Source organism: Cobetia marina, assembly GCF_001720485.1.
GTDB lineage: Bacteria > Pseudomonadota > Gammaproteobacteria > Pseudomonadales > Halomonadaceae > Cobetia > Cobetia marina.
In genome coordinates, this window is record NZ_CP017114.1 from 1,537,189 (window position 1) to 1,559,593 (window position 22,405).

The window sequence follows — 22,405 nt, forward strand, 5'->3', positions numbered from 1 at the left end:
AGGCTCTCTTGTCGTTGTTGTCGTGAGTGGCGCTGTTGTCGTGAATGGCTCGGTTGTCGTGAGTGGCGCTGGCGGCCTGCAGAACTGCGAGTCAGTCGGTCATCCAGTACAGGGGCACGGTGATGATCTGCGGGAAGGCCACGAACAGCAGCAGGATCACCACATAGGCGAGGGCGAAGGGCGCGACACCACTGACCGCCTTCTCGAACTTGAGGTTGCCGACGCTGGTGATCACGTTGAGCACGTTGCCGACCGGCGGGGTGATCAGGCCGATGGCGCAGTTGAGGACGAACATGATCCCGAAGTAGACCGGATCGATACCGGCCAGCTTGACGATGGGCATCAGGATCGGCGTGAGCACCAGAATGGTCGGCGTCAGGTCCATCACCATGCCGACCACCAGCACGATGCCCATGATGGCGAGCATCAGGATGCGCGGATCATCGGCCAGCGGCTGCAGCAGACCGGCGACCATCAGCGGCAGCTGGGCGATGCTGATCAGCCAGGAGGCGACCATCGCGGCAGCCACCAGGAACATCACGATGGCGGTGCTGCGCGCGGCCTGGGCGAGGACGGCGTAGAGCTGGCTCAAGTCCAGTTCGCGGTAGACCACGGTGGCGACGAAGATGGCGTAGACCGCGGCGACCACGCCGGCTTCGGTCGGGGTGAAGATGCCGCTCTTGATGCCGCCGATGATGATGACCGGCAGCATGATGGCCCAGAAGCTGTCCTTGAGTGCCTTGAGGCGCTCACGCCCGCTGGCCTTCTTGGTGACGACCAGATCTTCCTTGCGGGTCATGAACAGCCACATCACCACCAGGGTCACGCCCATGATCAGCCCCGGCACGATCCCGGCGAGGAACAGCTTGCCGATCGAGATGCCACCGGCGACCCCGATGATGATCAGCGGAATCGAGGGCGGGATGATCGGCGCGATGATCCCGCCGGCGGCCATCAGGCCGGAGGAGCGGCCCAGCGGATAGCCCGCCTTGCGCATCATCGGCAGCAGCATGCTGGCAAGCGCGGCGGTATCCGCGACCGCGGAGCCGGACAGACTGGCCATGACGATGGCGGCGAAGATGGCCACGAAACCCAGTCCGCCCTTGCGGTGACCCACCAGCGACATCGCCAGCGTGACGATGCGCTGGGAGAGCCCGCCACGCGACATCACTTCCCCGGCGGTCAGGAAGAAGGGAATGGCCAGCAGGGTGTAGCTGTCGGCGCCGTTGACGAGGTTCTGGGCCAGGATCTGCGAGTTGAACAGATCCAGGTGCAGCATCAGCACGATGGCACTGACCAGCAGGGCAAAGGCGATGGGGAGGCTCAGGCCGATGGCGGCCAGCAGGGAGCCGAGGAAGAGCCCGATGGTCATGGCGTGTCTCCTTGCTGATCAGATGAGGGGCTGGCGGCATTCGGTGGCGTGATGCCATGCAGGGCAAGGGGCGTCAGCAGTCGCCACAGCAGGATCAGCGACATCAATACGCCTGCCATCAGGCCGGCGAGATAGAAGACGCCGACGGGAATGCCGCTGATGGGAGAGAGATTGCGCCAGTTGAGCACCGTCTGATCGAAGCTGCCCTTGAGCAGCATCAGGCAGCAGCCGAGCATCACCAGAGTGACAATGCGATCCAGCACCCTGCGACATGCCGCCGGCAGCTTGTCGGCGAAGGTGTTGACGCTCAGGTGCTCCTGACGGATCAATGCCGTCACGGCGCCCATGAAGGTGACCCAGACGAACAGGAAGCGGGACAGCTCGACGCTGATCGAGATGCCGCTGTTGAAGCCGTAACGCAGCACGACATTGACGAAGACCAGCGCGATCATCGCCACCAGTGCCAGTACCATCAGCAGGGTGAGGGCCTTCTCCAGTCCCTTGAAGATCGTCGTGATGCCGGTGGCAGTGCGGGTAGGCGCCGTTGACGCCAGCGGGGTGGCGTGGCTTCCCCGTGACTCGGAGGATGGCGCGATGGGCGGTTTGATCGACATGGATAACGGCATCTCTTGGGTCAGTTTGTTCATGGTGTTATCCCCGAAGGAAGCATCTCGATGACGGCGCGACAGTGCGACGCAGTGGCGAGTCGTGGCAGCACTGCCGCGGGTCGTTTTCTGGGACTGGTCACCGGAACGGGTTGCTCAGACTGGTCGCCGGGACTGGTTGTGTTGACTAACGGGCGTCGGCCAGCGCTGCCTGGAATTGCGTCACCACCGCCGGGTCCAGCGCCTGGGTGTGCTGCTGGATCACCGGTGCCAGTGCCTCACGCATGCGCTGACGTTCACTGTCCGCCACCACGTTGACGGTCATCTTGTCCTGCAGCTCGCTCAGCAGTTCCTCGTTCATGGCACGGCTCTGCTCACGCTGATACAGCGTGGCTTCACGAGCGGCCTCGCGGACCAGCTGGCGTTGGGCGTCATCGAGTGACTGCATGAAGCCTGCCGAGGCGACCAGCACCTGGGCGTCATAGGCATGCGCGGTACGCGACAGGTACGTCTGGACCTCGAAGAAGCGCTTGGCGTCGATCACGGTGTAAGGGTTTTCCTGACCATCCACCGTGCGGGTTTCCATGGCGGTGAACAGTTCATTGACCGACATGGGCACAGCGTTGGCATTCAGTCCGTTGAAGAGGTCGATGTAGAGGGCGTTCTGCATGGTGCGAATCTTGAGGCCCTCGATGTCCTCGAGCGTCTCGATGGGACGGCGGCTGTTGGTCATGTGACGGAAGCCGTTCTCCCAGTACTCGAGTGCCACCAGCTTCTTGTCATCGAGGCTTGCGAGCAGGGCACGGCCGGCCTCGCCATCCAGCACCGCATCGGCGTGTTCACTGTCATCGAACTGGAAGGGCAGGCTGACGATGTTGAAGTCAGGGTTGAGGCTGCTCAGCGTGGCGGTGGAGGGCGCGGTGAAGTCCAGGGTGTTGGACTGCAGCATCGAGGTCATGTTGACGTCATTGCCCAGAATGCCGTTGGAGAACACCGTGATGGTGATCTCGCCGTCCGACTTCTCCTCGACGAGCTCCGCAAACTTCTTGGCGCCCAGTGTCTGGGGATGCGCCTCCGGCAGGCTGGTGCCCATGCGCGCGGTGATCTCGGCGTGGGCGGTGGTCGCGAAGGTCAGCATCAACCCCAGGGTGGAGACCGTCTTGAGCAGGACGTTCGTATGCTGGGCTTTTTTGAACTGAGTTTTTTTGAGCAGAGCGTGGCGGATGGACATGGCGAATTCCTTGCGAGTTGTTGTTATGGCAATCGTGGTGATGGCAATCGTGGTGATGGCGATCGTTGCTGAGTTGATCGTTGCTGAGTTGATCGCCGCGGTGTCGATCGGTCACTGGACGCTGGTGTCCAGCGAGTAGCAGCGCACGGCGTTGTCGCAGAACAGCGCGAGTCGCTGCTCGGGACTGAGCGAACGACTGAGTGTCTTGAAGCCTTGAAACAGCGTGTCGAGAGAGGTCACCAGCCCATCGACCGGGAAGTTGCTGGCGAACATCACGCGCTGGGCCCCGAAATGACGCAGCACGCTGTCGAAGACCTCGCGGTTGTCTTCCAGACGCCAGGCCTGACCCGCAATCCCGAGACCGGAGAACTTGATCATCACCTGCGGCCAGACAGCGACCCTGGCGAGGGCGTGTGACCATTCCCGCAGGGTGTCGGGATCACGATCCCCGGGCACGCCGGCGTGATTGATCACCACTGGCATCTCGGGATGGCGCTCCAGCAGCGGCAGCAGTTCCGCCAGGTGCCACCAGGGCACCTGCAGCTCGAAGATCAGCCCGTGGCGGGCGACGTCACTGACGCCGGACTGATAACGCGGGCAGCGCAGCGAGCCGGGCAAGGCATGGGTGGCAAGCGCCGGATCGTGACGCTCCAGTGCGGCCGGCTTGTGGCGGACACCCTTGACCATCCCTGATGTGCAAAGGCTCTCGAGCTGCTCGCCGATGTCATCCTGATCCAGCCAGGCCTGGGCGATCATGGCGTTGGGCCAGCCGCTCTCGCGGGCAGTCTCCTCGATCCAGCGCACTTCCTTGAGCGCATCGCCCCGCGCCCATTCCGCCTCCATGTAGACGCACCCCAGCACCCGGTGCGCCTCGCCCGCCGCCTGGAGATGCTCGGCGGGGAGGTAGGGGCGACGGATCGCGGAGTAGTCGCCGTAGCGGAAGAGGATCATCGGCTCATCACACAGCCAGGGGTGGTAGTTCCGCGTCGGGTCCCAGACATGCATGTGGGCATCGATGATCGGCAGATCTTCCTCCTGGCGGCTGGCCAGATAACGTGCGCGCTGCTCGCCGAGTTCCGCCAGAGGCACAGGCATTACCGGAAATTGGAGTGAGTCAGAGAGCATGGCGTGCCTCCTTGCATGGGCGAGTCAGGCGAGCGTGATCAGCGCGCGAGCGCGGTGTCGATGCGATCCAGCAGCTCGCTGCCGTGCTTAGCAGTGAACTCGGCGCGTACCGGCTCGGCGACCTTGGCACGCATGCTGGCGGTATCAGGCTCACGTACGACCTGCATACCTTGCTCCTCGAGGAAGGCCAGATCGCCCTGCTCATTGTCATGATTGAGCTGACGCTGATAGCGGGCCGCTTCCTGAGCTTCTTCCTTGATCAGCGTCTGCAGTTCGGGCGCGAGGCTGTCGAACGTCTGCTTGTTCATGATCAAGGGGGCGGCGGTGTAGGCGTGTGCGGTGAGCGACAGGTGCTCCTGCACGGAGTACAGGTTGGCGGAGCGGATCAGGCTGACCGGATTCTCCTGGCCATCCACGGTGCGGGTTTCCAGCGCGGTATAGAGCTCCGCGAAGGGCATCGGGGTCGGATTGGCGCCGAGTGCCTGGAAGGCGGCGATATGCGCCGGATTCGGGGTGGTGCGCAGGGTCAGGCCGCTGACGTCATCGGCGTTCTCGACCGCGCGTCGCGAGTTGGTCAGGTTGCGAAAGCCGATTTCCCAGAAGGCCAGTCCTTCGATCTGCTGCGGCTGCATGGCGGTCAGCAGGTCCTGACCGACCTCGCCGTCCAGTACCTGATAGGCCTGCTCGCGGGTGTCGAACAGGAAGGGCAGATCCAGCACGTTCAGCTCGCCGACCAGCCCGCTGAAGTAGGGATTGCCTGAGAGCTCGATATCGATGGTGCCGCTGCGCACGCCCGAGATCATGGCCTGGTCATTGCCCAACTGGCCGTTGGGGAAGATCTTGACGGTCAGTTCACCGTCACTGCGTTCTGCCAGACGTTCGGCGAAGCGTTCGGCGGCCAGGTGCTGTGAGTCGGTGACCGGATGCGCATGCGCGAAGGTCAGCGAGGTGGCGGCGTGTGCGGGGCCTGCCAGCAGCAGACTGGCAAGGGCGGCGGTGATGAGTGAGGCGGTGGCGTGGCGGGTCGAGAGTGTCATGGCGAAGCCCTTTTCTCGTTATTGTCGTGATGCTTCTGATGCGTACAGGCGGTGTTGCTGGTGGTGGTGGAGGTGCTGGTACTGCTGGGATCAGGGCCGTAGGAAGGCGGAATTCTCAAGACCCTGATCCTTTCTCTACTTGTTGTGTTTATCGTTGGCCCTAAAGCACCGCCATGGCGGATAGCTGCTCCGCTTGGTTGTCTTGGGTCTCGAACGCGACGGGATTGCGCAGTGCACGCCCGAAGGCGGGCAGTTCGATCTCGAAGCGATCGCCTTCCTGCACCTTGATCTGATCAGCGAAGCTCAGGGTGGCGGTGCCGAAGAAGTGCACGTGCAGATCCCCCGGCGCGCGGAACTGGGCGTACTTGAAGTGGTGGTGTTCCAGATTGGCCAGGCTGTGGGCCATGTTGGCCTCACCGGTCAGGAAGGGCTTCTCCCACAGGGTCTGGCCGTCGCGGGTGATGCGGCTGGTGCCTTCCAGGTGCTGGGGCAGCTCGCCGATCAGCAGTTCAGGGCCGTAGCTGCAGGCGCGCAGCTTGGAGTGGGCCAGCCACAGGTAGTTGGCGCGCTCGGTGATGTGATCGGAGAACTCGTTGCCTACCGCGTAGCCGATGCGATGCGGCTGACCGTTGGCATCGTTCACGTACAGGCCGACCAGCTCGGGCTCTTCGCCGGCGTCTTCGGCGAAGGCCGGCACGCTGATCGCGGTTTCCGGTGCCACCACGATGCTGCCGTCACCCTTGTAGAACCATTCCGGCTGCGCGCCGACCTGCCCCTCGGCGGGCTTGCCGCCCTCGAGCCCCAGGCGGAACATGCGCATCGAGTCGGTGAGGCTTGCGTCATCCTGCGCCTGTGCGGCGGCATGCATGGCGTCGCGGGTATCGGCGCTGCCCAGGTGAGTCAGGCCGGTACCGGTAACGGTGCAGCGCGCGCGATCCGGGTGGGTGACCGGCGGCAGCAGTTCCTGGCGATCGATGGCCTGCTTGTAGTCGACCAGCGTGTGCGAGTAGTGCTGTTCGATCAGCGCGCTGAGCCCGATGCCCAGCTCGATGGCGCGAGAGGCCAGCTCATAGGTGCCGCCCGGGAAGTCGAGCAGGCGCAGCTGGTCGCGGCTTTCGACCACGGCGACCCGCGGGCCGTTGGCGGTGCGAAGTTGGACGAGTCTCATGATGGCTTCCTCACTCGATGATGTTGAACTGATCGAAGTAGTCGCTGTTCAGCTCAAGGCCCAGCCCCGGGGTCTCTTCGTCGAGGTCGATGAAGCCGTTCACCGGCTCCGGGTCGCCCTTGAAGATGTAGTAGAAGAGCTCGTTGCCGATCTCGACGTCATGCACCGGGAAGTACTCACTCATCGGGGAGGCCAGTGAGGCCATGGTCAGGTGGTAGTTGTGCATCTGGCCGGCATGCGGGATGACCGGCACGCTGAAGGATTCGGCCAGAGCGTTGATCTTGCGCGCCGCGGTGATGCCACCGACCCGGTTGGTGTCGTACTGGATGACGGAGACGGCGCGCTTTTCCAGCAGCTGGCGGAAGCCGTAATGGGTGAATTCGTGCTCACCGCCGGAGATGGGGATGCTGGTCAGCTGATTGAGTTCGGCGTAACCATCGATGTCATCGGCGATCACCGGCTCTTCCAGCCAGCGCGGCTGGAAGCGCTCGAGCTTCGGCAACATGCGCTTGGCGTAGTCCAGGTTCCAGCCCATGTAGCATTCGAGCATCAGGTCGACATCCTCGCCGATGACTTCGCGCACGGCGGCGACGCTATCCAGGTTGGCACGCACGCCCTCGACGCCGTCACGCGGGCCATAGCCGAAGCGCATCTTCATGGCGGTGAAGCCTTGATCCAGATAGGACTGGGCCTCTTCCTGCATGCCCTTGAGGTCCGTGCGGTAGAGCTTGGAGGCGTAGCAGGGGATCTTGTCCTTGGTGCGTCCACCCAGCAGCTTGAAGACCGGCTTGCCGACCGCCTTGCCCATGATGTCCCAGATGGCGATATCCACGCCGGAAATGGCGGCCATGCCGATGCCCTTGCGGCCCCAGGCGTGGGTGGAGCGGTACATGCGCTGCCACAGGTATTCGTAGTCGAAGGGGTCCTGACCGATGATCAGCGGCGCGAGGTACTGATCGATGATCGCCTTGGCGATGCGCGGGGCGAGTGCCACGTTGCCAAGCCCCACCAGCCCGTTGTCGGTCTCGATTTCCACCACCGTCCAGCCGTGGAAGCGGAAGGTGCCCATCGAGTCGCCCTTGTCCCACAGCTCGTCCATGGCGTTGGAGCAGAAGTGGGCAGTGGGGGGGACGGTGTGGCCTTTCCATTCGAAGACGCGAGTTCTGACCTTGGTGATTTTCATCGGATTATCCTTGTTGTGGATGACGTTGGCGCAGATAGGTGAGCAAGAGTGGCAAGGCGTCAGGCCGAGGCGGTCTCGAGGCGCAGCGCGCGCAGGTTGGTGCCCATGCGCTTGGCGATCGCGAAGGCATTACGGGTCGGGTTCACGTCCGCCTTGCCTTGGCCTGCGATATCGAAGGCGGTGCCGTGGGCCGGCGTGGTGATGGGGATCGGCAGGCCGCCCTGGACGGTGACGCCGGACTTGAAGCCCAGCAGCTTGATCGCGATCTGCCCCTGGTCGTGGTACATGGTCACGATGGCGTCGTACTCGCCGTCGCGTGCCTTGAGGAAGATGGTGTCAGCCGGGAAGGGGCCTTCCACGGGATAGCCCTGGGTGCGGCACTCGGCGACGGCCGGCGCGATGACATCGATTTCCTCACGCCCGCAGGTGCCGCCCTCGCCACCATGGGGATTGAAGGCGGCCACGGCGATGCGCGGCTGCTCGACACCGGCCAGTGTCAGCGAGTCATGAATCAGCTGGCTGGCGGCGATGATGCGCTCCTGAGTGACGTACTCGGCGGCATCCTTGAGCGGGATATGCGAGGAGATGCGCGAGGTCCACAGCGTCCCCAGGGTGTTGAACTCGCAGAAGTAGCCCTTGACGCCCAGCGTCTCGGCGAAGAAGTGCAATTCATCTTCATGGCCAAGGCCGCCTTTCTTCATCGACAGCTTGTTGAGGGGCGCGAAGCAGATGGCGTCGACTTCCTCGTTCTGGGCCGCTTCCAGGCAACGAGACAGCACCGCGAGGGTCGAGGCGCCACAGGCGGCACTTTCCTCGGCCAGCGTCACCTCCTGCTGTGCCACGCTCTCCACCAGCATCAATGACAGGCCTTCATGTTCACGGGCTTCCGCGAAGCTTGTGACGCGTGGCAGCTCGGTGAAGAGCCCGGCCTGGCGTTGGCCCTGCTCCCAAAGCCACTGATCCCCGACCAGCACGCTGTGGGTCTCGGCGAACTGCTCGGGTTCCGCGATCAGGCGAGCGATCAGCTCCGGGCCGATACCGGCGGGATCACCGAGGGTCAGGGCAATGACAGGGCGTGTTGCGGACATGGGGTCAGCCTCTTGGTGTTGTCGTCGTTGTTGTCGTTGTCGATCGATGTGGTAGATCGTTGTCGTCGACCGTTGTCGATCGTGTCGATGTCGGGCGTGCTCAGCAGTCCGGCCTCTGGCGTGAGGGCCTTCTCAAGACAGTTCAGGACGGTTCAGGACTGTGAAATATCACGACTTGATTGGACTGCTGGTTGGTTTACCGGACCAGTTGAGATGAAAACTAGCCGAGCGCACGATGATTGGTCAAGGATTTCTCGAAAATTGCGACCATGGTCGGTTTTCTGGTGCGTCTGATTCGGTTGTCAGTTATTCTGGTATGAAATCTATACCAGTGGGGGCCGCATGAACCAGACGCCTTTCGCCTTCGAGAAAGCGCTGAAGAATCAGACCAAGAAGGAAATTCTCGCCGACAAGCTCATCGAGATGATCCTGACCGGCCTGTTGCGCGATGGGGATGAGCTGCCCAGCGAGCGTGAGCTGGCGCAGCTGTTTGAAGTGAGTCGCGAGACCGTGCGCGGGGGGCTGGCACTATTGACGGGGTATGGCCTGCTCAATGTCTCGCATGGCAGCAAGTCACGGGTGTGTGCCAGCGAGGCGGTGATCGACAGCTTTCGCAATCATCCCGCACGTCAGCAGGGCGACGAGCTCAACAATCTGGACATCGAGAGCGTCTTCGAGAGCCGTATCGTGGTGGAGTCGGCCATCGCCCGCCGCGCAGCACGGCACATCGATGCCGCGGGCCTCAAGAAGCTGGATGCCTTGCTGGACGCCCAGTCCCAGCATTTCGACTCGCCGGTGAACTTCCAGCTCTCGGATCAGAACTTCCATCAGGTGATCGCGGAGTATTCGCGCAACGAGATCCTGATCCGCTACGCCCACGAGCTCTATACCTATGCGCTCAACATTCGTCGCCAGGTCATGGCCGAGCATGGCTCGATCAAGCGCAGCTATGAAGAGCACGTACGTATCGTCGAAGCGCTGCGCGCCGGCGACCCTGACGCCGCCGAACGCGCCATGCTCTCGCATATCGACAGCGTCTATTACACGACGCGGGACAAGATGCCTCGTTGAAGGGGTCTCATGGAGATGAGGGGCTCAGTACTCCACGCCCGTCATCACCCAGACGATGCGGGTCTCGGTCTCGCCGGGGTTGCGAATCCAGTGGGGTTCCTCCCCGGTCAGCGAGAAGCTGTCGCCCGGGTTGAGCAGGAAGACCTGCTCGCCGATGGTCAGCTCCAATTGGCCACTTTCCACATAGCCCGCTTCCTCACCGCGCCGCTCACGAGGCGTCTCCCCGCCGCTGCCGCCGGGCTGCAGGCGGGTCATGATCAGGATGAGCTGACCGCTCAGGCGGGGGGAGAGCAGTTCTTCCCGTGCACCGATGGCGCTGAGGTTCATGGCGCGGCGTTGATCCGCGCGCACGATAGTTTCCTGCTCGGCTGCCGAGTCACTCCCGCCCGGCTGGAAGAACCAGCTGACGCGCACACCGAGGGCATCACTCAGGGCCTGTAGTACCCCGATGGGGAGGGAGGAGACGCCGCGCTCCACCTGGCTCAGATAGCCGACGGATTTTCCGACGCGCTTCGCCAGTTGGCTGAGTGTCATCTGACGGGACTTGCGCAGGTCGCGCAGCTGTCTGCCGATACGACGGTCTTCCTGTTCTGCATTGCTGAGTGCGGTGCTGCCGGCTGATGCCTGTGAGGAGTCTGTCTCCGTGGTCATCCGGTTTCCTCTTGGCAATGGGAGCTGGCGGTCAATGCGTGGCGTTTCATGTAGATGAAAAGCGTGAAGTGGTTTTCATCAGCAAGATTATCAGCATGCGGCGTGGAGAGATAAGTCAGTGACGTTATCAAATCGTCGTGTCAGGACTGGTGTTGATTCAGGGCTTGAGATAGCGGTTTATGAGATAGCGACTTCTGAGATAACGCTTGAGACGCAAAAGGCCAGTCATGATGACTGGCCTTTTGCGTGTGCGCCGGGCGTGAAAATCACCCGGCTGGGGCAAAGGCCGGTCGCTGCTTGCGGAAGGCCTGCTTGCGGGTGATCTTGCCCTTCTCGATGGTGAAGAGATCCACGCTATCGGCCTCGACACGCAGGCCATCGGGCTGGGTCGCCATGAAGGTGCATTCGGAGACGACGCGCTGATCGGCGAAGAAGAACTCGCCCTTGGCCCACTGCACATCAGGCATGGTCGTCCAGGTGTTCACGAAGGCATCGCGCACGGCGGCCTTGCCGACGATACGCGTGCCGTGCGCCTCATCGCCGGACACGGTGTCGAAGACCACATCATCGGCAAAGTACTCCATGACGTCATCGATGGCGTGGCGATTGAAGGCATCGAACATGGCGGTCATCTGTTCACGGTTCATGGTAAGGGTCTCTGGTGCATGCATGCCGCGAGTGGCATGCCAGTGGGAGGTGCCGCGACGTCATTCGGGAGCGCCGCGGCGTGTTGAGCAACATGAAAGACGGTGGTCGGTTGGCGAAGAGCGAAGAGCGTAGAGAGCGAGTCGTGGCTCAACTCACCTTGTCCAGCACCTGGAAATACTTGTAGAGCAGATGCTGCCCCATGCGCCGGATCGGCCTGAGCGGATGGGCGGGCAGCGGGGAGTTGAAGATCGGCAGGTGGCGCTCGGGCAGTGACTGACCGGCGATCAGCGCAGCGAGTTGTCTGGAGGCATAGGCCGAGAACGACACGCCATTGCCGCTGTAGCCCTGGGAGTAGAAGATCTGCTGCTTGGGGTCCGGCTGCACGATGCGCGGCATCATGTCGTGGGAGATATCCATCCAGCCATGCGAGAACCACGGTGTCTCGATGCCGGCCAGCGCCGGGAACTTGCGTGCAATGGCGGCATGCACCACATCCAGATGACGAGCATTCTGCGCATCCGCGCCGCTGATGGCGCTGCGCGTGCCGATCTGCAGGCGTTTCTCGGGCAGCAGCCGATAGTAATAGCGCAGCTTGCGGGTATCCGTGGTCAGGATGGTCGAACGCAGGCCGCAAGCCTCGATCTCATCGTCGGTCAGTGTGCGCGTCCACACCGAATTGGCCATGATCGGCATGTTGCGATAGGCGGTCAGTGAGTGGAGGTTGGGGCTGGTATAGCCCGCCGTGGCGATGCCTACCGCGCGTGCCTTTACCGTGCCTCCCGGTGTCTGCAGATAGTGGATGCCGTTCTCTGTCGTCCAGTGTTGCACCGGGCTGCTGGTGTGGATTCTGGCGCCATGGCGGCGCGCGATACGCGCATAGCTGTAGGCCAGCTTGAGCGGCTGTACCGCGATGCCCTCGGGCTCCAGCATCGCGCCGTGACTTTCCTGATCGCCCATGAAATCCCGATGCACCGTCGCACGGTCCAGTGTCCGGGTCCGGTAACCGAGGATGTTGTTGCACAGGCGTGATTCGGCCTCGAGATGCTGCATGGCCTGTGGGCTATGGGCGATCAGCAGATTGCCCAGCGGTTGAGGCTCGCAATCCACTTCCGGGTCCTGGGTCAGGGACTTGAAGACCTCGAAACCCTCGAGACTATTGGCGTGCAGCTGGCGCGCCATGTCGACCCCCCATTTCCTGACCCACTGGCTGCGACTCAGGCGTCCCCAGGCCAGATGGCCCTGGCCGCCATTGCGGCTGGTGCAGCCCCAGCCGATCTGATTGGCCTCCAGCACCACCGCCTTGATGCCGTGCTCGCGCGCCAGGAACATCGCCGTGGCAAGGCCGGTAAAGCCGGCGCCGATCAGCACCACGTCTGCCTCCATGTCGTCAGTGATGGGGCCATCATCCTCGGGAGGCGGGCCGGCGTGGTAGCGCCAGTAGCTCGGCGCATAATCCACTCCTTCACCCGGTGATGTGTCCTTGAGAGGGTCGTAGTGAGGGTTGTAAGGCTGCTTGACAGTCATCGTGGGTCACCATCCGTGTTGTTGTTGGCGATCGTTGTCATTGGCGATCAATGGCGGTGCTTGTCCAGGCGCGTTGCGCTCTGGGGTCTCTGCCTGCCCGAGTCGATGTGAGGCGCATCATGCCGCTCAGGTCGCGCCCGGGATGGGTTGGCTTCCCGATCCCGGGAGGGCGTGCGGGGTTGGCGTGGCAGTGGTGCCTGGCGTGGTAATTGGCGAGGTACTGGACGTGGTAGCTGGCGTGGCGGGTGTGGCAGCGCTCGGGGCTTCAGGCTCAGCGGCTTCGGCAGGCATCGGTCTGGCCTGAGGGGCCGGCTGCATGGCCGTCGCGGGCTGCTCGTGGGTCGCCTTGAGCATGCGATAGACCGAGAACATGTAGGCGATGCTGACGAGGAAGAAGGGCGCACCGACCACGATCGCCAGGCTCTTGATGGCGTTGAAGCCTCCGGCAAGCTGGAAGACGATGCCGGTGACACCGATGATCACGCCCCACAGCAGACGCATCAGGATCTTTGGATTCTCGTTGCCATTGGAGACCTGCATGGCCGAGAAGAACGAGGCCGAATCCGAGGTGGTGACGGCGAAGACGACGATGTTGAACAGCACCGCGAGGCACAGCCACCAGCCGCCGGGCATGCTCTGCAGCAACAGGTAGATGCCGGATTCCGGATTGCCCTGCACGCTCTCCCACAGCGGCACGATCTGATTGACCTCGGCATAGCCGGCCGAGCCGCCCCAGATGCTGAACCATACGATCGACAGCAGCATCGGCACCACCACCACGCCGAACACGAATTCGCGCAGGGTGCGGCCGCGGGAGATGCGCGCGATGAAACCGCCGCAGAAGGGGATGTAGGAGATGTACCAGAGCCAGTAGAAGATCATCCACCAGCCCACCCATTCGCGCTGTTCGAAGCTGCCCGCATCGGCCCAGAACTGAGTGACGAACACCGAGCCGAAGTAGTCACCGAACTGCTGGGTGATCATGTTCAGCAGGTACTGCGCCGGTGCATGACCGAAGGCCAGCAGCGCCAGCAATATGGCACCGGCCATGACCATGTTGAGCAGGCTGAGGTACTTGATGCCGCGCTCGATGCCGGTTGCCGCCGATGCTACGTAGGCGATGATGATCACCAGCATCACCATGGCCTGACCGAAGGCACCGAACTCGAGCCCGAACAGCACCTTCAAGGCATAGCTGATGGAGGTGACGCCCAGGCCGATCATGGTGGCATTGCCGCCGATGGTGCCGATCACGCCCAGCCCGTTGGCAAGCTTGCCCCACAGGCTGCTGTTGCAACGCTCTCCTAGAAGGCCGTAGAGGCCGGTGGCGACCGTTAGCGGCTGCCCCAGGCGATAGGCCGGAAAGGCGATGGCCCAGGCGGCCACGGCAAACAGTGCCCAGCCATTTATGCCCCAGTCCATCAAGGTGTCGAGAATCGCGGTCGATACCCCGGCCTGCTGGCCGACTTGATTGAGGTCCTGCACATGCGAGGAGGTGTAGAGATGCGTCAATGGCTCGGCGACGCTGAAGAACACGAAGCCGATGCCCAGTCCGCAGCTGAAGATCATCGAGATCCACGCCACATAGCTGAATTCAGGGCGTGAGTCGTCCGGCCCCAGCCGGATGCCGCCAAAGGGGCTGAGCAACAGATAGAAGCTGAAGATCAGTGTCGCGGCGACACCAAGCACGAAGCTCCAGCCGAAGTTGAAGATCAGGAAGTCGCGTATGCCGGACAGCGCCGCGCCGGTCTGCTCCGGTGCCGCCAGGGCGTAGATCATGATCAGGGTGTAGATGCTGAGAACGGGCCAGAACAGCCCCTTGTCGTAGTCGCCAAGCAGACCGGACGAGCGCGGAACGCCGTTGCTGCCAGCGTGCTCAGCCGCTGCGGGATTGCGTGTTGCTGTCACTGGGATGCCTCCAGGAAGGGGCCCTGATGCTCCACGCCAGATCTCGTCAGACACCTGACAAGCCGACAGGAATATCGAGAGCAGATTTTATTGTTGTCATGGGAGCGGGGGCTGGGACCTCGCCATTCATCGAAGCGGCAAGGTCCCCATCCATCGTCAGTGAATGCGCTGCAGCTGATGCAGCACTCGATGAATCTTCTCGCGTCAAAATGAAAATAGACGGCGGTGTAAATCACGCAAGTGAAATTTTTAGGTATTTTTTCATTTATATGCGAATTGGTAGGCTTCTAGCGCTAACACCTTGAAATAAAGAATCAATTGGGTGCACTGCGCAGATTGGTTCGAGGGTCGAAGGCGGGCGAACAGAGGTAGGGGGAGGAACGGGATAGGAAAGAGGAGGTGAGGGGGAGTGTGGATGCTGAGAGTGGAGTGAGGCAGCCTGTCAGGAGTGGCACTGCACGGAAGGTACAGCGCCTTGCTCTGACCCGTTACCTCCGTAACGACATTGCCCTACATGCCATTCGATATTCCTTTCCCAATATTGCCATCAGCTCTCCCGCTGGCATCGCTCTGGCCAGCGGGGCGCCCTGGCCCGCCCACTGTGCCCCGAAACCGGTGTCGCCCTGCGATCTGGCGGCAGCGTTGAGCGCCTTGCCGGCGGCGTAGGTGAGAGGGTAGTCCGGTGGTGTGGGGCATGATGGGTCTTCCATCAGGCGGGCAAATCGATTGGCGAGAATGCGTGCGGGGCGGCCCGAGACGATCGAGGTCATGCGGGTGTCATGCGCTGCCGGCCCTGCGAGTGCGTCTCGATAGGCGGCATCGGCGCTGGATTCCGGGCAGGCGATGAAGGCGGTTCCGAGTTGGGCTGCCACGGCGCCATTCGCGAGAGCGGCGGCAATGGCCTCACCATTCATGATGCCACCTGCGGCAATGATCGGCAGGTGCGTGGCGTCTACCAGCTGCCTGGTCAGGGCGGCAGTGCTCAGCTGGGTATCCGCGGCTTTAGGATCGAACATGCCGCGATGACCTCCCGCTTCGAACCCCTGCGCCACGATGGCGTCCAGGCCGGCCCGCTCGATGGCGCGGGCTTCCCCCGGGTGGGTCGCTGTCGCCATGAGCCAGATGCCTGCCTCCTTCAAGGCGCGGATGAAATCGCGTGAGGGTAGGCCGAAGTGAAAGCTGACGACGGGTGGGCGAGTCTCCAGCAACATCGCCTGCATGTCGGGGTCATCGGCGACGCTGGTATAGAGCGTGTCGAGTCTGGCGGGGGGCGTTGCCTCGAAGGCCTGGAAGTGCGGCGTCAGCCACTCCCGCCAGGCGCTCTCGCGAGCAGCGTCATGTGTCGGGGCCGGGTGCACGAAGACATTGACGTTGAAGGGCCTGTCGGTCAGCGCTTGCAGTTCCGTGATCATCCTGCGGGCGCCGTCGGCATCCGTGGCACCGACGCCGATCGAGCCCAGCCCGCCTGCCTTCGAGACCTCGGCTGCCAGACGAGGCGTCGAGACGCCTGCCATCGGGGCCTGAATGATCGGCCACTGCATTCCCATCCTCTTCAGCATTTTCGTTCTCCCCGGCATTGCGCGCTCTCCAGTATTGCCCCATCCAGTATTGCGCTCTTTCCAGCATTGCTCTCTCTGGCATTGCTCTCTCTGGCATTGCTCTCTCTGGCATTGCTCTCTTCAGTATCGCTCTCTCCAGCACTGCGCTCTGCTCTGCATGGACAACTCTGCCTGTTCACTCCGCCTGTGCACGCTGCGTGGCGTGATCAGGCGGAGTGGCGTGATCAGGCGGAGTGGCTCGGGTGCCACAGGGTCATGCTACGCCGCACGCAACGCCGTGTGCCACTTATGCCTTGCGCCCTCACCATTGCATTTCCTCGGGTCATCCCAACGTCTTGTTTACTGTTTATTCGAATGAGTGAATGCATTGCTCATCCTTCACCGCAACTCAACGGAAAAGGAAAGCGCCCCCATGTCCAAGTCCCATTCTTCGGCCCATAGCGTCTCCGAGATCATCACCGAATCCCTGCTCGAGGCAGGTGCCAAGCGCTGTTACGGCATCGTCGGCGATACCATCAACCATTTCACCGACGCCATCCGGCGCTCCGAGATGGAGTGGGTGCATGTGCGGCATGAGGAGGTGGCCGGCTTCGCGGCAGGGGGCGAGTCCTTCATCAGCGGGGAGCTGACGTGCTGTGCCGGCACCTGTGGCCCGGGGAGCACCCACTTTCTCAATGGTCTGATCGAGTCGCATCGCAATGGCGCACCGGTGGTGTTCATCGCCTCGCAGATCGATACCGCCGAGATGGGCGTGGGCTTCCCGCAGGATGTGGACCAGAAGGCGCTTTATTCCCAGTACAGCGTGTTCTGTGAATACCTGACCAATCCCGAGAATGCTCGCCGCATGGTGGCCATCGCGGCGCAGAAGGCGCTGGCGGAAGGTGGGGTCGCGGTGCTGATCGTCCCGGGGGACCTTTTCCCGCAGAAGCCGAAGGCCTCGCTGCCCTGGCGTGCCCACCGCTTCTCGCCGGTGATCCGTCCGAGTGAGCAGGAGCTGGCCGCCGTCGCCGAGGCGCTCAATCAGCCGGGCAAGGTGTCGATCTACGCTGGGGTCGGCTGTCAGGATGCGCAGGAAGAAGTGCTGGCATTGGCACGTCGCCTCAAGGCGCCGGTGGCCTGGACGTCGCGTGCCAAGGACTTCATCGAGCCCAACAACGAGCAGGAAGTCGGCATGACCGGCGTGTTCGGTCTGCAGGGCGGCTACGAGGCCGTCGCGGAATGTGACACCTTGCTGCTGCTGGGCTGCAGCTTTGCCTGGTCCCAGTTCTATCCGGACAAGGCCACCGTGATCCAGGTGGATCTCGACCCCGGCAAGATCGGTATCCGTCATCCGGTGGATCTCGGTGTCGTCGGTAGCGTCAAGGACACCTGCGACGCGCTGCTGACCCGCGTGGACCCGCGTGATGACAGCGGCTGGCTTGACAGCTGCCGCAAGAAATATCTCGAGGCACGCGACGAGGCCGCCGTCACCTCCGACGATGAGCATCTGATTCACCCGCAGGAGCTGACCCTGGCGCTGGACCGCCATGCCAGTGAGGACGCCGTCTTCACCGCCGATGGCGGTAGCCCCATGGTGTGGTGTCTGCGTCACATCCGCGCCAACGGCAAGCGCCGCACGCTGCCAAGTCTGATGCATGGCACCATGGCCAATGCCTACCCTCAGGGCATCGGCATCCAGAAGGCCTACCCTGAGCGTCAGGTGATCGCCATGTGCGGTGATGGCGGTCTGTCGATGCTGATGGGGGACCTGCTGACTCTCAAGCAGGAGAAGATCCCGCTCAAGATCGTCATCTTCAACAACAGCACGCTGGGCTTCGTTGAGCTGGAGCAGAAGGTCGAGGGCATCCTGGATACCTACACCGAACTCGAGAATCCCGACTTCTCGCTGGTCGCCCAGTCCATGGGGCTGTGGGGACGGCGTGTCGAGGAGAAGCACGAGCTGGATGAGGCAGTGCAGAGCCTGCTGGCCCAGGACGGCCCCGGAGTGCTGGAGGTCAAGGTCAACCGCATGGAGCTGGTGATGCCGCCGCACATCGAAGCCGGGCAGGTCGCTTCCACCGCGCTCTACTCCGCCAAGGCGGTGCTCAATGGGCGCATGGATGACGTGGTCGATCTGGTGCGCAACAACTTCACCGGGCGGTGAGACATGCTCACGGGGGATCGCCGCTGATTGCCTGATAAAGATGGCTGTCAGCCAATCAGCGGTGCCCAGGTATTCAACATAGGCCTCACTCAGCCTGAGTGAGGCCTATCTCGCTTCGCTATCCTAGCCTCTCCGGCATTGCGACTAGGTAACGGGTACCTGTCAAATGCGCTGCATGACAAATCTGGACTCGGAATAGCAATTTGGATTTGTGGAAGAATAATCATTCTCAAGTTGAGTAAGGGATAGATGCGATATATTGTCTTGACCCATTCCTGTCAGGTGAAAACATTGTGAATATGACTTTACGAAAATATGCAGTTGTTGTTTAATTCGCCCTGTTTGTATATCAGAAATCAAAAATCAATCAGGTCATTCATCATGAAGAAAATCGCCTTGTCTTTCCTCGCACTTCTGGTCCTCAGTGCAGGTTCTGCCTACGCTTGCCCCAAAGGTCAGCACCCCCATGGTGGGACTGGTTCTCATCACAAGGGTGGCTATTGCTCTTACTGAGCCGATGGCGCTGAGAACAATCCAGTGCCGATGAATGGTATTTCCTGCTTGCTTCAATTGAAGGTATCCATTGCCAAAGAGAGCAGGGAGTATCTTTCATTCGCCAGAAGGTATTTTGGCTCAGTATATATATGAGTCAGAGTGTATTAAGCATGTCGAATCATAATCGACAGCAATACTTGTCGGCGCTCAAGAACATGAAGGCCTCGATCAATGATCGAGGCCTTCATGCTTATCATGCAGTGAAATGGAGTATCACTTCCATACCTGTGAGGCGAAACCGCGCCAGTAGTCGTCCATGTCGCGATAGCTGGTCATGTCATACAGGCTGAACTTGCGATTGAGGCGGGCGCCACCATCACGCGTCAGCGGATTCCACGCCAGGCCGACATTGTCGCGGGTGGAGTGCATGAAGAAGGCATCCAGCGGCAGCACGATGTAGAGGCCCTTGTCGAAGCTACCCTCACCGAAGTCGTCACCGGCATCGGTGAAGGTGGCCCAGGCACCCATGCGTGCGCCATTGGCGAAGCCGCGCGAGACATCCAGCGTCACGCCGACATCTTCTGCCAGATAGCGGCCGATACTGGCCTTGGCCAGCACATCCTCGTAGCCGGTATCCCAGTAGACGCTGGCATGGCCGGTGGTGGTGGAGTAGTCGCGCAACCCGAACTGCTGGTCGAATTCGCGCTGCTTGACCCAGTTCACATCGACCCCGTAGGCCAGTGGAGAGCCCAGCGGACGATAGAGCACCTCGGCGCCGACACCGGCATACATCATCTCCAGGATGCCGCCATAGGCCATGCCGTACCAGTCACGCCCGAACTGGTGGGTGCGGGTGTACTGCAGGTTGTCGATACCAACGTCGGTCTCTTCGATATAGCGCCCGATATAGGAGCGAACCCTCGGCAGCTTGGAGTCCGAGATGTAATCGAACTTGTCGAAGTTGTCGAACAGGGTCAGCTGCGCCGAGCCGGAGAGCCAGCCGTGGCGATCGGTACGCCAGGCGGCTGAGCCGCGCAGATAGGCTTGATAGAGATAGCCATCCGGGCCGCCGATGTTCTGGTTGAGGCCGGGGGAGAAGCCGGCGCTCCAGCGATCATCGGGATTCTCGAGCAGCACCTTCTCACCCGGGTAGCGCGCGGCACCTTGTGCCTCGTCACTGTCGGGTTCGGTGGCGGCCAGCGCATAGACGCCATGGGTATAGCGCAGCTGCTGGCGGGCGTCGTGACCGGCGTTGACGATATCGGCACGCTGGTGGACATCTTCGCGGGTATCCAGGCCGCCGGAGCGCAGGCGGTAATGGAAGCTCTCGAAATAGTCATCCAGGCGGTTGTGCAATACGCGGTTGGCACGCCCTTCGGCCTGTGCGGTCGAACGGAAACGCGTACTCTCGCCGCTGACGATCAGCGCCGTACCTTCGCGGGACAGGCTATCGACACGAATGCCGGATTGCGCCTGGATCTCGCGGGACAGCTCAGGCCAGCTGACCTGGTTGCGTGAGGGGGCTTTTGCCTGCAAGGCCTCCGGCGGGCGATCCAGCTTGGCCTGGGAGAGCCCAGCGAGATCCACCCCGAAGTTGACGCCCAGCATCGCGGTATTGCCCCGCTCCCAACCGGCCTTGAGGGTCAGGTTGTCGGTCACGCTCAGGCGAGCGCCCAGATTGATCGGGCTGTCCTGCGCTTGATCGTTGTCCTGTGGCTCGCTTTGATAGTCGTTGCCATCCAGCTCCACCATCATCACCAGCGGGTCCCACGGGGTCTGCCATTCCACGCCGCCGAACACGCCCATGTCGCCCTTGAACAGGCTGTTGAGGGAGAACTCGCCACCCTGGTCACCGCCGGTCTCGCCGCGACCGGGACGGTCGTTGTAGCTGTCGCGTATCCAGCCGATCGGGTTGGAGAGATCCCCGCGAGAGCCCAGATACCCCCAGCCCAGTCCCAGCGTGAAGTCCAGGTCATACCAGCGCTTGCTGGCGACCAGATATTCACTGCCGAACAGGCTGGTACCGCCCATGTCGCGCAGGCCGACCGCGAGCTGCGGCAGATAGCGGCTCTCTTCCCACAGGCGGATCTTGGCATCGACCCCCTTGTCCAGATAATCGCGGTCACCGGCGATGGATTCGCCATACAGACGGTTGGTGACCTCGGTATAGCGGAAGCCCACTTCCAGCCAGTCAAGCGGCTGCAGGCTGACGTTATAGCGCTGATACGGCTCGACCTGGCTGTAGGAGAAGTGGATGCTGCCCGGCTTCTGCATGCGCGCCGTCGGTGTCTGCATCAGCCCGACGCCGCCGAAATCCGATTGACCATGCCCCAGGCCGCTCAGGCGGCTCTCGACGGGCTGCGGGCCATCCAGCACGCCGGCGTGGCTCACGGGGGCCAGCATCACGCCCGCGCTGAGCAGCGCCAGCCTGCGGATGATGCGTGGCAGCGGTGCCAGACGCGGCCTGGCCTGCATGGCGGGAGAAGAGGGGAAATGATGCATGCTGTCTGCTGCCATCCTTTGCTTGCCTGAGCGCGAAGCGTGCGGCGGGTTCATGGACGCCTCGCTCATGGGGTCTCACTCTCGACGGATGCGGACGTCGACGCGTCGGCGGGGGCGTTGTCGGCCGCCACCTTCGCCTCAGCCGTGCCTTCTGGGGCTTTCGCTTCTGCTGCCTCAGGAGAGGCGTCCAGCTCACGCAGCGACAGCAGGTACTCCGGCGCCTGGGGCTGGCCCGTGATGGCATCCAGGCTGCGGCACGCCTTGCCCGGCCATTGCAGGCTCAACCATTCGGGAAGACTGCGATTGACCCAGGCTGCCGAGGGCGAGAGGCGCGGCAGATGGATCACGACACGATCCCCCGGCGCCAGCGTGTAGGGTTGCTCGTTCCAGGCGCTGATGCCGCGCTCGATCACTCGGCCGCTGAGCGTGATGACACTGGCGCTCTCGGCGCTGGTCCGTGCGCCCGGCAGGCCGGCGATGGCCTCGCGCAGGGTCAGCTCTGGCCGCCAGTCAAGCTGACGAACGCCCACGGCGCTCCATAGCTGCAGGCGTGTCTCGGGCTGGCATTGCCCGATCCAGTCATGCGTGCTGAGCGGGATATCCAGGCGCGGGAAACGCCACAGCGCGATGGGATCGATACGCCCCACCTGACGGCCGCCGATCGGCGTGCGCTTGACGATCTGCATCCAATGCTTGAGCCCGGCGGCGGGCAGACGCTCATCGAACACCGCCTGTGAACTCAGTTGACGCAATTCGAAGAACAGCCGACGCCCCAGCTGGCGGGAGTGCTCACGCGCCTGCCGAGTTGCCACGAAGGTGTGCGGCCATTCAATGCCGTGCTTACCCCTCAGTTCGGCGAGGTGACGTGACAGTGCCTCGCTGATGGTCAGCGTGGTGGGTGGCTGAGCGCGGTCAGCCGCGGCTTCAGCGGCAAACGCTGGCGCAGGCGTCAGAGAGCCGAGCAGTGCGGCGGACAGGACGGCCTTAAGACGTGTTGGCAGATAAGGTTTCACGACACCTCGACGAACAGGAGAATGGCCGTCGGCACCCCCGCGAGGGGCGACGTGATCAAGGCGCTGACGCCTGTGGCTGTCA

18 protein-coding genes are annotated in these 22,405 nt (G+C 62.5%); 3 read left to right on the forward strand and 15 right to left on the reverse strand.

The genetic code is table 11. From position 1 onward, the window contains the following. Nucleotides 1-91: 91 nt before the first annotated feature. From BFX80_RS06630 to BFX80_RS06640, 3 genes are all read right to left on the reverse strand, one after another. A complete protein-coding gene (locus tag BFX80_RS06630) occupies nucleotides 92-1,372 on the reverse strand; it encodes a TRAP transporter large permease subunit (RefSeq protein ID WP_084208304.1) in 1,281 nt (426 codons plus the stop codon). Next, nucleotides 1,369-2,019 (reverse strand): TRAP transporter small permease, encoded by a 651-nt coding sequence (locus BFX80_RS06635; RefSeq protein WP_127734912.1) that lies wholly within the window; start codon nucleotides 2,017-2,019, stop codon nucleotides 1,369-1,371. Before BFX80_RS06635 ends, BFX80_RS06630 begins: the two co-directional genes overlap by 4 nt. A 145-nt stretch (nucleotides 2,020-2,164) precedes the next feature. Then, nucleotides 2,165-3,208 carry a TRAP transporter substrate-binding protein gene (locus BFX80_RS06640; protein ID WP_084208305.1) on the reverse strand — a complete coding sequence of 348 codons (1,044 nt, stop codon included), beginning with the start codon at nucleotides 3,206-3,208 and terminating at the stop codon, nucleotides 2,165-2,167. On the opposite strand from BFX80_RS06640, the gene BFX80_RS17785 reads away from it, so the two are divergent. Continuing rightward, nucleotides 3,207-3,347: a hypothetical protein gene (locus BFX80_RS17785; RefSeq protein ID WP_157109444.1), complete on the forward strand. Its 141-nt coding sequence runs from the start codon at nucleotides 3,207-3,209 to the stop codon at nucleotides 3,345-3,347. The genes BFX80_RS06640 and BFX80_RS17785 overlap by 2 nt on opposite strands. Here BFX80_RS17785 and BFX80_RS06645 read toward each other — a convergent pair. The 5 genes from BFX80_RS06645 to BFX80_RS06665 all read right to left on the reverse strand — a co-directional run bounded on the left by BFX80_RS06645 (nucleotide 3,320) and on the right by BFX80_RS06665 (nucleotide 8,809). Continuing rightward, complete coding sequence (locus BFX80_RS06645; protein ID WP_084208306.1) at nucleotides 3,320-4,333, reverse strand: amidohydrolase family protein; 1,014 nt, start codon at nucleotides 4,331-4,333, stop codon at nucleotides 3,320-3,322. The two genes, BFX80_RS17785 and BFX80_RS06645, sit on opposite strands and share 28 nt — an antisense overlap. 38 nt (nucleotides 4,334-4,371) lie before the next feature. Continuing rightward, nucleotides 4,372-5,370, reverse strand: coding sequence for a TRAP transporter substrate-binding protein (locus BFX80_RS06650; protein WP_084208307.1), 999 nt, complete (start codon nucleotides 5,368-5,370; stop codon nucleotides 4,372-4,374). Nucleotides 5,371-5,530: 160 nt separating this feature from the next. Further along, complete coding sequence (gene araD1 / locus BFX80_RS06655; protein ID WP_084208308.1) at nucleotides 5,531-6,538, reverse strand: AraD1 family protein; 1,008 nt, start codon at nucleotides 6,536-6,538, stop codon at nucleotides 5,531-5,533. A gap of 10 nt (nucleotides 6,539-6,548) precedes the next feature. Then, nucleotides 6,549-7,721, reverse strand: coding sequence for an L-rhamnonate dehydratase (locus tag BFX80_RS06660; protein ID WP_077373800.1), 1,173 nt, complete (start codon nucleotides 7,719-7,721; stop codon nucleotides 6,549-6,551). Between the two features lie 59 nt (nucleotides 7,722-7,780). Then, nucleotides 7,781-8,809 (reverse strand): 4-hydroxythreonine-4-phosphate dehydrogenase PdxA, encoded by a 1,029-nt coding sequence (locus BFX80_RS06665; protein ID WP_084208309.1) that lies wholly within the window; start codon nucleotides 8,807-8,809, stop codon nucleotides 7,781-7,783. A gap of 342 nt (nucleotides 8,810-9,151) precedes the next feature. Between BFX80_RS06665 and BFX80_RS06670 the strand changes: the two genes are divergently transcribed. Further along, a complete protein-coding gene (locus BFX80_RS06670; RefSeq protein ID WP_084208310.1) occupies nucleotides 9,152-9,880 on the forward strand; it encodes a FadR/GntR family transcriptional regulator in 729 nt (242 codons plus the stop codon). Nucleotides 9,881-9,904: 24 nt separating this feature from the next. On the opposite strand, the gene BFX80_RS06675 is transcribed toward BFX80_RS06670, so the two are convergent. The 5 genes from BFX80_RS06675 to BFX80_RS06695 form a co-directional block, all read right to left on the reverse strand. Continuing rightward, a complete protein-coding gene (locus tag BFX80_RS06675; protein WP_084208311.1) occupies nucleotides 9,905-10,531 on the reverse strand; it encodes a helix-turn-helix domain-containing protein in 627 nt (208 codons plus the stop codon). A gap of 266 nt (nucleotides 10,532-10,797) precedes the next feature. After that, nucleotides 10,798-11,178: a nuclear transport factor 2 family protein gene (locus BFX80_RS06680; RefSeq protein WP_157109445.1), complete on the reverse strand. Its 381-nt coding sequence runs from the start codon at nucleotides 11,176-11,178 to the stop codon at nucleotides 10,798-10,800. Nucleotides 11,179-11,326: 148 nt separating this feature from the next. Continuing rightward, nucleotides 11,327-12,703: an NAD(P)/FAD-dependent oxidoreductase gene (locus BFX80_RS06685; RefSeq protein WP_084208313.1), complete on the reverse strand. Its 1,377-nt coding sequence runs from the start codon at nucleotides 12,701-12,703 to the stop codon at nucleotides 11,327-11,329. A 126-nt stretch (nucleotides 12,704-12,829) separates the two neighbouring features. Then, the gene (locus tag BFX80_RS06690; RefSeq protein WP_084208314.1) at nucleotides 12,830-14,611 is read right to left on the reverse strand and encodes a BCCT family transporter; all 1,782 of its coding nucleotides are present in this window, start codon (nucleotides 14,609-14,611) and stop codon (nucleotides 12,830-12,832) included. Between the two features lie 488 nt (nucleotides 14,612-15,099). Then, nucleotides 15,100-16,152 carry an NAD(P)H-dependent flavin oxidoreductase gene (locus tag BFX80_RS06695; RefSeq protein WP_240499691.1) on the reverse strand — a complete coding sequence of 351 codons (1,053 nt, stop codon included), beginning with the start codon at nucleotides 16,150-16,152 and terminating at the stop codon, nucleotides 15,100-15,102. Nucleotides 16,153-16,582: 430 nt separating this feature from the next. On the opposite strand from BFX80_RS06695, the gene BFX80_RS06700 reads away from it, so the two are divergent. Then, the gene (locus BFX80_RS06700; protein WP_084208315.1) at nucleotides 16,583-18,313 is read left to right on the forward strand and encodes a thiamine pyrophosphate-dependent enzyme; all 1,731 of its coding nucleotides are present in this window, start codon (nucleotides 16,583-16,585) and stop codon (nucleotides 18,311-18,313) included. 768 nt (nucleotides 18,314-19,081) lie between these two features. Here the strand turns inward: BFX80_RS06700 and BFX80_RS06710 are convergent. Both BFX80_RS06710 and BFX80_RS06715 read right to left on the reverse strand, forming a co-directional pair. Further along, nucleotides 19,082-21,310, reverse strand: a complete 2,229-nt coding sequence (locus BFX80_RS06710; RefSeq protein ID WP_240499692.1) for a YjbH domain-containing protein — start codon at nucleotides 21,308-21,310, stop codon at nucleotides 19,082-19,084. Nucleotides 21,311-21,375: 65 nt separating this feature from the next. After that, nucleotides 21,376-22,323 (reverse strand): capsule biosynthesis GfcC family protein, encoded by a 948-nt coding sequence (locus tag BFX80_RS06715; protein ID WP_167592986.1) that lies wholly within the window; start codon nucleotides 22,321-22,323, stop codon nucleotides 21,376-21,378. Between the last annotated feature and the right edge of the window lie 82 nt (nucleotides 22,324-22,405).